Raw genomic sequence first — 11,275 nt, forward strand, 5'->3', positions numbered from 1 at the left:
TTTTATTAGAACTACCGGGAGGTAGAGAAATGAAAGGATTCTACGGCAAACTGCTGCGGATAGACCTGACCCGGCAAAGCCATACGGAAGAACCAATACCCGAAACAATACTTGAACAATACCTGGGCGGCAAAGGCCTGGGCTCCCACCTGTTGCTGGAGAACGTGGGACCGGGCGTCGACCCCCTGTCGCCCGGCAACAAACTCATCTTCACCACCGGCGCCGCCACCGACACCATCATGGTGGGCAACAGCCGCTACGGCGTCTACGGCAAATCGCCGCAGACGGGCGGCTACGCCGAAAGTTACTCCGGCGGGCGGGTGGCGCCGGCCATGCGCCGCACCGGCTATGACGCCATCATTATCGAAGGCGCCTCGGAAAAACCCGTCATGCTGGAAATCAGCGACAGCGGCGTAACCTACCACGACGCCACCGGCCTGTGGGGCAAAGACACCTACGCCGCCGAACAAGCGGCGCTGGACAAAGTGAACGTACCCGGCGCCCAGGCGCTGGTCATCGGCCCCGCGGGCGAAAACCTGGTGCGCTTCGCCTGCATCGAGAACAACCGCTGGCGCTCCGCCGGCCGCACCGGCATGGGCGCCGTCATGGGTTCCAAAAAACTAAAAGCTGTGGTCTTCCACGGCAACCAAAAAGCCGAAATCGCCGATCCCGAACTATTAAAAGAAGTAGTTAAAAAAATCCGGGAACTGGGCAAAGACAACCCCGGTGTCAACAACTACCGGACCTACGGCACCACCGTCATGGTTAAAATCATGAACGGCGCCAAAGCCTTTCCCAACAGGTACTGGAACCGGGCCTTCGACCCGGACTGGGAAAACCTGAGCGGCGACACCCTGCTCCAGCAACACAAAGTCAAATCGACCGCCTGCCCCAATTGCTTCATGGCCTGCGGCAAACACGTAACCATCACCGGCGGCGAATACGCGGGTCTGGAAATCGAAGGCCCCGAATACGAAACCATCTACTCCTTCGGCGGGCTGTGCGCCATCAACAGGCTGGACCGGGTGGCCTACCTGAACGACCTGTGCGACCGCCTGGGCCTGGATACCATCACCACCGGCAACCTGGTGGGCCTGATCATGGAAGGCGTGGAGCGCGGCCTCATCGACGCCCCTTACAAATACGGCGACATAAACGCCGCGGTGGAACTGGTCAACCAGATCGCCGAGCGCAGAGACCTGGGCGCCACCCTCGCCCTGGGCATCAAAGAAGCCGGCAAACAACTGGGCCTTGAAAGCATCGCCATTCACGTCAAGGGTTTGGAACCCGCGGGCTACGACCCCCGGGTACTCAAAGGCATGGGACTGGCCTACGCCACCTCGACCCGTGGCGCCTGCCACCTGCGGGCCACCTTCTACAAACCCGAACTGGCGGGCATGATCGACCCCTCCACCACCGAGGGCAAGGCCGAACTATTCATCGACTTTGAAAACCGGTTGACCATCTTCAACACCCAGATCCTGTGCGTATTCTTCCGGGACCTGATCCCCTGGGAGACCCTGGTGGAACTGAACCGCGCCCTCACCGGCCTGGACTATACCAAAGAAGACCTGGAGGAGATCGCCAACCGGATCGTCACCGCAACGAGAGAATTCAACCTGCGGCAGGGCATGACCAGGGCGGACGACACTCTGCCGGCCCGGTTGTTCGAAGAGAAGGTCAACGACGGGCAAAACGGCATCACCCTCGCGGAACTCAACAAGATGGTGGACGATTATTACCGCCTGCGCGGGTGGTAAGCGGCAACAGCGTTCACGACGACGCAGTTATTTCCAATCACCCGGGGCTCCCGGATGGATTTTGGCGCCGTGGCCGCATTGTGAGATAAACGGTCGCTGTCCCAAAACCGGGTACAAATTGGGACGACAATTATACGATATACTTTTAGGGGCTCCGGCCGGGAAACCGGCTTTGGGGCTTATTATTTTGCATTACGTATACAATGTATCAGAATTAAGACTATTGTTTAAAAATTGAGATAATCCTTGTGAAAGAATAGCATTAAAACGAGCAACCAGTTATACCTTATTTGTTGGTTATATAGTTAGAAAATACACAAAATTCAACCAAAACCACGGTATGGGTCGCGGTGTCTTATAAATAAGACAAAGGGGGGCTGAAAAAATTTATTTGTGTCCGGGAAATGGGCTTAAATGTTGCTTTGCGGGGCACGGCGGCGGTATGGCACCCTGATTGCATAACACTTGGGTCAACCTTTTGTTGCCAGAAGGGGGGTGTTTTGACCCGGCTCATCAATCAGATAAAAAAACTTTATTTAAAATATGATTTCGCTGTAAAAACCGTTACTTGTATCTGGCGCTCCGGCGGTTTCTTCCGTTCGTTTCACAATTTTACTCTTGAGGACAGTGAAGCTTGTAGTTAACGCTTGCAACTCACTGCCTAACTACTTCTTCACGCCCTAAGGGGTCATGACTCTTGGGATATGACGGGCTAGGGACCGCATCCAGTGCTCCACTCACTCCAGAAATCCGCCGGATCGCCTGCCGCTGTGGTGTTTTTGCAGTTAAATCAAATATTAAATGCTGCAGGAGGTAAAAATGCTTAAAAACTATGACGACATTATCGCTCAATCACAACGTTACCTGGACATGATCGCCAAAGAGGAATTGACCCGGGAGGAAAAGGAATGGGTGGTCAGGGAAACCGTCGAGGGATTCAGGGAAAACGTCAACCCCGGGTTTCTGGAATACAGGAAGTCGGTGTCCACGGATTATACCTCGGTGGAATGGAAGGACTCCGGCTCCACTTTCACCGACATCTGGGGCAAGGAATTCATTGATTGCCTGGGAGGATACGGCATTTATAACGTGGGCCACCGCCATCCCAAGGTGATGAAGGCGGTGCTGGACCAGCTCAAGCGCCAGTCCCTGCACAGCCAGGAATTGTTGGACCCGCTGCGCGCGCTGCTGGCCAAACTGGTGGCGGCCATCACCCCCGGGGACCTGCAATATGTGTTTTTTGTCAACAGCGGCACCGAGTCGGTTGAAGCCGGCATTAAATTCGCCAAAATGTATACCGGCAGGCGCAGCTTTATTTCCACCACCCGGGCCTTCCACGGCAAATCGCTGGGGTCGCTCAGCGCCACCGCCAAGGGGGTCTTTAGAAAGCCATTCCTGCCGCTGGTTCCGGGCTTCCACCACGTGCCTTACGGCAACGCAGATGCGGTGGAAATGATGCTGGAGAGCTGCGCCTTTATCGGGGAAGATGTGGCCGCGGTGATCGTTGAGCCCATCCAGGGCGAGGGCGGCGTGATCGTCCCGCCCGACGACTACCTGCCCAGGCTGCGGGAACTCTGCGACAGGTACGGCGCGCTGTTGATTCTGGACGAAGTGCAGACCGGCATGGGGCGCACCGGCAAAATGTTCGCCTGCGAGCACAGCGGCGTGGTGCCCGATATTCTATGCCTGGCCAAAGCCTTCGGCGGCGGGGTGATGCCCATCGGCGCCACCGTGGCCAGAAAGCCGGTCTGGGAAAAGTTGATTGAGAACCCCTTCCTCCACACCACCACCTTTGGCGGCAACCCGGTTTGCTGCGCCGCGGCCATAGCCAACATCAACGTGCTGCTGGAGGAAAACCTGCCCCGGCGGTCGGCCGAGTCCGGCGCCTACATGCTGGGCAAACTCAGGGAACTGGCGGAAAAATATCCCGCCGTGGTGCAGGAAGTCAGGGGCAGGGGTTTGATGATCGGCATCGAGTTTCAAACCAACGAGCTGGGCTACGAAGTGGCCAAGGGCCTGTTCGCCCGGGGCGTGCTGGTGGCGGGTACCCTGATCAACGCCAAGTCCATTCGCATTGAGCCGCCGCTCACCATCACCAGGGAGCAGCAGGACCAGGTGATCGAGCGGCTTGCCGCAACCCTGGAGGAAGTAAACAAAATCGCGGTGGAACTAAAATAATGCTTGACCATAACGGCAAAATCGGATTAAGATTTGCTGGTTGATGGAATGATTGACCTGCCTCGAAAAACTCCCATAAAAGGAGGCGTAAGCGTGAAATTAAAATTCCAACCGGAAAAGTGTATTGGCTGCCACCTGTGTGAGCTGGCCTGTTCCGGTTACAAAGAGGGGGTTTTCAACCCCGCTTTGGCCCGGCTGCAAGTATCATCGAAATACAAGTCCTACAACCTGGTCAACGAGGCCAGGCTGTGCGACCGGTGCCTGAAATGCGTCGACGCCTGCACAACAGGCGCGCTGAAGTTTGACGCGGCCCAGCTGGTGCTGAACGGGGACGAATGCGTCAACTGCGGCGCCTGCTTCGAGGCCTGCCCCACGGGTGTTTTGCGCCCCGGCGGGCAGGGTTTTCCCCTGGTGTGCGACGGCTGCCGGGGCGACCCGTACTGCGTCAAATGGTGTCCCCATGGAGCGTTGCTGGTAGAGGAGGCGAGGTAGATGGGCGGTTACCAGGGATTGGTGCTCAGGGTTGACCTGACCAATCAAAAAGTGACCACTGAAAGATTAAACATGGAATGGGCCGCGGATTACCTGGGGGGCAAGGGCCTGGGCATGAAATACCTGTACGAAGAAGTGGGCCCCGGCGCCGGAGCCCTGGCCCCGGAAAACAAGCTGATTTTCATGACCGGCCCGTTTACCGGGACAATCGTGCCCTGCTCCGGCAAGCTTTCCATCGTCACCAAATCGCCGGCCAGCGGCACGATCCTGGATTGCTCCATCGGCGGTTCCGCCGCGGTGGAGATCAAGCGTGCCGGGTATGACGCGGTAATTATTGAAGGCAAGTCGGACCACCCGGTCTACCTGCTGATTGAAGACGACCGGGTGGAACTCAGGGAAGCAAAGGATTACTGGGGTCTTGGCTGCCACGATACCGAAGAAAAATTCAAGCAAACTTACGGCGATGATTATAGCGTCCTTTCCACCGGGCCGGCCGGCGAAAACCTGGTCACCTTCGCCTGCATCACTTCCGATATGTACAGGCAGGCGGGCCGGGGCGGGGTCGGGGCCGTCATGGGCAGCAAGATGCTTAAAGCCGTGGTGGTCAAGGGAACCGGCGGGGTCGGGGCGGCCGATATCCAAAAACTGATGGAAGTCGCCCATAACGCGTTCAAAAACGACCTGCTAACGGACACCAACCTCTGGGCTTATACCGATGGCACGCCGATGATCGTGGAACTGTCCCAAACCACGGGGATTTTGCCCACTAATAACTTCCAGCAGGGTAACTTTGACAAATTTGCCGGCATCAAGTCCGAGTCGGTGACGGCGGCCAGGCTGGCCAAAAAAGGTTGCACCAGCTGCGGCCTGGGCTGCGGTAACTTTATCAAAGCCGGCGATGTCGTGGTGGAAGGCCCCGAGTATGAAACACTGTCCGTCGCCGGATCAAACTGCGGAATCGGCGACCTCGGCGCCATCGCCAAATTTAACAACTACTGTGACGCTTACGGATTAGACTCTATTTCCACGGGCGGGGTGATCGCCTTTGCCATGGAAATGACCGAGAAGGGCATTCACGATTTCGGCATCCGGTTCGGGGATGTGGAAAAATACCTTGAACTGCCCGGGCTGATCGCCACCAGGCGGGGCCTTGGCGCCGAACTGGCAAACGGCGTGAAAAAACTGGCGGAAACTTACGGCGGCCGGGAGTTTGCCATGCAGGTGAAGGGCCTGGAGTTCCCGGGCTATGACCCGCGGGGTTCCTGGGGCATGGGCCTGGCCTACGCCACCGCACCCCGCGGCGCCTGCCACATGAGCGCGTGGCCGGTGGCCGAGGAGGCCTACGGCGAGCGCGATCCCTTTACCATTGAAGGCAAGGCGGAGCTGGTGAAAGACCTGCAGCATTACAACGCGGCCAAGTTTTCCTTGATCCTCTGCGACTTCTGGGCGCTTTCCTTCGACCTGATGGCCGAAATGCTGGCGGCGCTGCTGGGCCGGGAAATTACCGCCGGGGACCTGGAATTGGCCGGGGAAAGGATCTTCAACCTGGCCAGGCTGTTCAATATCCGGGAGGGTATGGGCGCCAAAGACGACGTCCTGCCGGAGAGAATTTACAGCCACCCGCTGCCGGGCGGCGCCACCATGGGCAAAACTCTGCCCGAAGGGGAGTTTAAAAAGATGCTGGCCGAATATTACTCTCTCCGGGGCTGGGACGAAAACGGCAGGCCCACGCCGGAAAAGCTGGCCCGTCTGGGCCTGGCTTAACCGGGCGATATGGGGACCGTCAAAATTGAATTGCGCGGGCCGCTGGCGCGCTACGGTACCCGGGACAAGGGAACCGGCAGGATGGAAATGACAGCTGACAACGGGGTCACTGTGCTGGAAATCCTGAACCAGTTGCACATTCCATGCCATCACGTGGGATTGATAGTGGTTAATGGAAAAAAGGGAACCATGCAAACCGCGCTGCGGGAAGGTGATCATTTGATCATCTTCCCGGTGGTGGCGGGAGGTTGAACGCTGCGGAATACTGGACCCAGTCTTGTATAAGTAAAATTTGGACTACCGTTTAAAATAATTGATTCAGAAAAGCAAAAAAATTAAGCAACAATCCGGTAATTCGACAAGCAATTATCCGGTAAAGGAGGATATCTATGTCGGTTCAGGAGTATAATGCAAGCCAGCCCGGGCTTGAAGCGGGCGGGCTTAAAAGGGGCCTCAAACCCAGACATTTGCAACTTATTGCCCTTGGCGGCATCATCGGCAGTTGTTATTTTCTTGGAACCGGGTACGTGGTTGAGTCAACCGGCCCGGCGGCCATGTTCGCGTATTTGCTGGGCGGCCTGCTTGTTTACATGGTGATGATGTGCCTGGGCGAGCTGGCTGTACATATTCCCATTTCGGGTTCATTTGTCAACTACGCCAATGACTTTATCAGCCCCACCTGGGGCTGCGGCGTGGGCTGGTCCTACTGGACAACGTGGGTTACATACGTTCCATCCGAGATGATCGCGGCAGGCATTATCATGCATACCTTTGTCCCTGCGATACCGACGGTTTACTGGGCATTATTTTTCGGCCTGTTGATCACGGTGGTCAATCTGACCTACGTAGGCACGTTCGGCGAACTGGAGTTTTGGCTGGCATTGATCAAAATACTGGCCATCATTATGTTTTCGGTTATTGCGGTGTTGATTATCTTCGGCTTGATCGGAACGAAAGCTCCCCTGGGAACTTCCAATCTGCTGGGTCACGGGGGGATGTTTCCCAACGGCGTATGGGCGGTATTTCTTACCATGGTGATGATTCTGGTCAATTTCCAGGGCTCCGAGATCATCGGCCTCGCGGCTGGTGAAAGCCAGCAGCCCGAAAAATCCATACCCGTGGCTGTAAAGAACGTTTCATACCGGATTATTGCTCTTTATGTTATCCCGGTGATGCTGCTGGTGACCATCATCCCCTGGAAGGACGCCGGCCTGGAGGAAAGCGTGTTTGCCATGGCCTTGAACAGTTATGGTTTCAAGTGGGCGGGCGCGATATTTTCCTTTGTTGTTCTGACCGCGGCCATTTCCTGCTCCAACAGCGGCCTTTACGCCACCTCCCGGGCGGTATACGCCCTGGCCAGGGAGGGCATGGCACCCCGGTGGCTGGGCAAGGTGAACAAAAAGGGCGTACCTTACAACGCCATATTATTCTCGGTGGCCGGCTGCTGGCTCGGGGTTATTGCCTTTACGGTGGACAAAAGTGAAATGCTTTATACCTATCTCCTGGCGCTGTCCGGCTTCACCGGGGCCATGGCCTGGATTTCCATCTGCTGGTGCCAGCTTAAGTTCCGCCGGCGGCTGGAGCAGGGCGGGCTTGGCATTGACAAGTTGAAGTTCAAGGTGCCTTTCTTCCCTTACTTTACTCATTTTGCCATCTGGGCACAGGTGGCCTGCCTGGTGGTTGTCGCGCTGAATCCCGATTTGAGGGCGTCGCTGTATGTTGGAGTGCCCATGTTGATTTTGCCGATGATCTGGTATGCGATTTGGGGCAAAAATTTGAAGCCCATGTCCCGGGAAAATGACCGCAAAAAATTTGAAGACATATTTCAGGCATAAGCTTTGTGCCGCCCATCCCGGTGGCGATATTTGAGGCGGGCCGGGCGGTCTTGCCGGTACCGGCTCGTGTTGCGCGCCGCTTGCAGCTTTCGCTGCGGTTGGGTATAATGGCAGTACTTATACCGGTTTGTTATTAGCGGCGGCATGGGAGGTATGGTATGGTTGAATTTCATCCCTGGGGGGACTTGCTGGCAACCGAACTGGACGCGGCCGGTGTATGCATTTTGGGGCTGCCCTTTGACCTGGCGGTAAGCTGCGGAAAGGGCGCCGCCCGGGCACCGGAAAGAATCAGGAGGCTGTCCCGCTACTTTCCGCCCACCACGGAAACGGGACTTTTCATCGATAGGATCAAGGTGTATGACGCCGGGGACGTCCCCCCGGACCCCGACTGGGAGAATTACTTTAAAGCCGTTGAGGACAAAGCCTTTGAATTAATGGCGACAAACAAGTTTTGCCTGTTTCTGGGCGGGGACCATTCGGTAACAATTCCCCTGCACAGGGCCTTCGGGCGCTGCCGGGAGGCCGCCCGCGCCCGGGCCGGGACGGCCGGCAAGTACGGTATTATTCACTTTGACGCCCACTGCGACCTGTGCGATACCTATGACGGGAAATGCTGGTCGCATGCCTGCACCGAAAGGAGAAGCCTGGAGGGTGTCATCGGGCCGGGGGATCTGACGCTTTTGGGTATTCGCTCGTACGAAGCTGAGGAACCGGGGTTTCTGAAGGCGCATCCGGAGATAAAAATAATCCATGCCCTGGATATATACAATTACGGTATTATTGAAGCGTACCGGGAAATAGAAAAGCGTTACCGGGATTATTCCGCCATCTATTTCACCCTGGACATCGATGTGCTGGACCCCGCCTTTGCGCCGGGAACAGGCACGCCCGAGCCGGGGGGGCTGTCCAGCCGCGAGCTGATGGAACTGGTCAAATTGATCATGACCAATTTGCCGGTCAAGGCCATGGACATAGTGGAGGTTTCACCCGCCCTGGATCATTCCGATATTACCACCTGGGCCGCGCTGAAAATCATCTACGAAGTATTCGGGTGCTTGAACAATAAACAGGCATTGCCGGTTGCAGCGGCAATTGCGCCAACTGTTCCGGAAGGATAAAATAACAGGCTGTCGAAATGTGTTGGACAAAACCGTGCAAACAAAAATGGTTGCGCTCAATCAAGTCGCTGGAATGTCTTTTATAAAGATAAAGCCTCCGGCGGCTTCTTTTTTTTCACCAGGCTATACTATAGCAATAAGAGGATAATTAAAACTAAAAAGAGAAATACAAACCGCATTAAAACATTCAAGAAAAGAGGTGTATTTCTAATATGGTCGCGCCCGAAATAATGCAGGAAATTATGAAAGCGATAAAAAGTCTATATCCTGATTCCATACTGCTTAATTTTCCTGTACAGCGTGGCCCTGCTGATGCCCAGCGCGGCGGCGATTTCCTTTTTATTTAGGTTGCGCCTGGAAAGCTCCATTATTTTGGAGATTAAAAGGTCTTTTTCCAGGTGCTCCAGGTCGTCCCTGAGGTTGCTGTCGGAGTGCACCTGGTCTTCGGTAAGCCACTGGGCGGTGATCTTTTGGGGAATGCTTTCCAGGGTGATGATTTTGCCGGGCTCCATGTTCACAGCGTACTCGATGGCGTTTTCCAGTTCCCGCACGTTTCCCGGCCAGTCGTACCGGGTGAAGGCCCGGCGCACGTTTTCGCTGAAATCGGTGATGTTTTTCCCCAGCAGTTTACAGTATTTTCCCAGGAAATATTCCATCAGGATGGCGATGTCTTCCTTGCGGTTCCGCAGCGGGGGGATGGACAGCGGGATCACGTTGAGCCTGTAGTACAGGTCTTCCCTGAATTCACCAGTCTTGCACATGGATTCCAGGTTCCGGTTGGTGGCGGCGATTATCCGCACGTCCACCGGTATCGGTTTGTTTCCCCCCACCCTTTCCACCTGCCGGCGCTGGATTACATGCAATAATTTAACCTGCAAGTGCAGGGGCAGGTCACCGATTTCATCCAGGAAAATAGTGCCCCCGTTGGCCAGTTCGAATTTGCCGGGCCGCCCTCCCCTGCGGGCGCCGGTAAACGCCCCTTCCTCGTAACCAAAAAGTTCGCTTTCCAGCAGGGTTTCCGGAATGGCTCCGCAGTTGACGATGACCAGCGGCTTGTCCTTTCTGGGGCTGGCATAGTGGATGGCCCGGGCGAACAGTTCCTTGCCCGTGCCGCTCTCGCCGGTAATCAGAATGGTTGAAGAGCCTCTGGCCACGCGCAGGGCCTGGCGCTTTACTTCCACTATTTTTCTGCTGTTGCCCTTGATCTGGTCCAGTTCCAGGGCGATTTTGTTATCGGTCAGGTCATAGGCCAGCTGGCGGGCGTCGGACATGTTCCGGAAGGAAATCACGGCCCCCATCGGCCTGTTGTCCACCAGGATCGGCGTGGCCGTAACCAAAAGATGCATTTGCTGCGGGGGAGAGCCGTATATTTCCTCCTTCTCCCTGTAACCCACGCCTGTGTTGAGCACCTCCGCAACCGGGGAGCCGGGCCAAATTTCCTGGATGTGGCGGCCCAGGAGATGCTTTCGAGGAATGCCGGTGAGCGATTCGGCATAACTATTGCAATGTGTAATAATATTATCCTTATTTACCGACAGGATGCCCTGGTTGATGGTTTCCAGGATGACCTTCAGCTTGTTGGATGTCACCTCCAGCCGGTTGTATGCCTCAACTTCCGACACCCTGGAGGCGAGCAAAAAGGCCATGCGGTGCAGAAAATTAACCAGCTGTTCCTTTTTCCCAAGCAGCTGTTTCTTCTGCGTTTCATCAAAAGCAACCAGGGCCAGCACGCCGATTACGGAATCCCGCAGCTTAATGGGGCAGCATATTTCGCCCATTTCGCCGATTAAAATCGGACCGTAAATGCTTTCCCCGGGATCCTCGATAATGAATGTTTTTCCCGTTTTCAGCACCCGGGTGTAAATGAAATTCCCGTCGGGATGCCAGGCCTCGTCGTCCTTGGTGCCCACCAAATCCTTATATTTTCCGGTTCCTGCGACGATGGTGTAATTGTTGTCCAGAATTTCGGTTTCCACGTCCAGCACTGCGGAAATGGCTTCCGCCACCTGCTGGGCGGTGTCGGAAATCGATAATAATAGCGACATGGCCATCACTTCCCCGTATAATTGTCATTTATTTTCTGTGTCATTAAGAAAAATCCTTTTATTTAGCGCAACAGTGTCTCAAA

8 protein-coding genes are annotated in these 11,275 nt (G+C 55.6%); 7 read left to right on the forward strand and 1 reads right to left on the reverse strand.

Going from position 1 to position 11,275, the window contains the following annotated elements; genetic code table 11:
• Positions 1 to 29: 29 nt before the first annotated feature.
• From IT084_RS00865 to speB, 7 genes are all read left to right on the forward strand, one after another.
• Entirely contained in the window at positions 30 to 1,760 is a 1,731-nt protein-coding gene (locus IT084_RS00865; protein WP_195710251.1) for an aldehyde ferredoxin oxidoreductase family protein, read from the forward strand.
• Between the two features lie 819 nt (positions 1,761 to 2,579).
• On the forward strand, positions 2,580 to 3,938 hold the full coding sequence (locus IT084_RS00870; protein WP_195710253.1) for a putrescine aminotransferase: 1,359 nt from the start codon (positions 2,580 to 2,582) through the stop codon (positions 3,936 to 3,938).
• A gap of 93 nt (positions 3,939 to 4,031) precedes the next feature.
• The gene (locus tag IT084_RS00875; RefSeq protein ID WP_195710254.1) at positions 4,032 to 4,430 is read left to right on the forward strand and encodes a 4Fe-4S binding protein; all 399 of its coding nucleotides are present in this window, start codon (positions 4,032 to 4,034) and stop codon (positions 4,428 to 4,430) included.
• Entirely contained in the window at positions 4,431 to 6,194 is a 1,764-nt protein-coding gene (locus IT084_RS00880) for an aldehyde ferredoxin oxidoreductase family protein (protein WP_195710255.1), read from the forward strand. It begins immediately after the preceding gene.
• 9 nt (positions 6,195 to 6,203) lie between these two features.
• Complete coding sequence (locus IT084_RS00885; RefSeq protein WP_195710256.1) at positions 6,204 to 6,446, forward strand: MoaD/ThiS family protein; 243 nt, start codon at positions 6,204 to 6,206, stop codon at positions 6,444 to 6,446.
• Positions 6,447 to 6,583: 137 nt separating this feature from the next.
• Positions 6,584 to 8,029, forward strand: coding sequence for an amino acid permease (locus IT084_RS00890; RefSeq protein WP_195710257.1), 1,446 nt, complete (start codon positions 6,584 to 6,586; stop codon positions 8,027 to 8,029).
• Positions 8,030 to 8,187: 158 nt separating this feature from the next.
• Positions 8,188 to 9,147: an agmatinase gene (gene speB / locus IT084_RS00895; RefSeq protein ID WP_195710258.1), complete on the forward strand. Its 960-nt coding sequence runs from the start codon at positions 8,188 to 8,190 to the stop codon at positions 9,145 to 9,147.
• A 260-nt stretch (positions 9,148 to 9,407) separates the two neighbouring features.
• Here speB and IT084_RS00900 read toward each other — a convergent pair whose 3' ends face one another.
• Entirely contained in the window at positions 9,408 to 11,192 is a 1,785-nt protein-coding gene (locus tag IT084_RS00900) for a sigma-54-dependent Fis family transcriptional regulator (protein ID WP_195710259.1), read from the reverse strand.
• Positions 11,193 to 11,275: the final 83 nt, after the last annotated feature.

It is taken from the genome of Desulfallas sp. Bu1-1, from assembly GCF_015594625.1.
Taxonomy (GTDB): domain Bacteria; phylum Bacillota; class Desulfotomaculia; order Desulfotomaculales; family Desulfallaceae; genus JADNRQ01.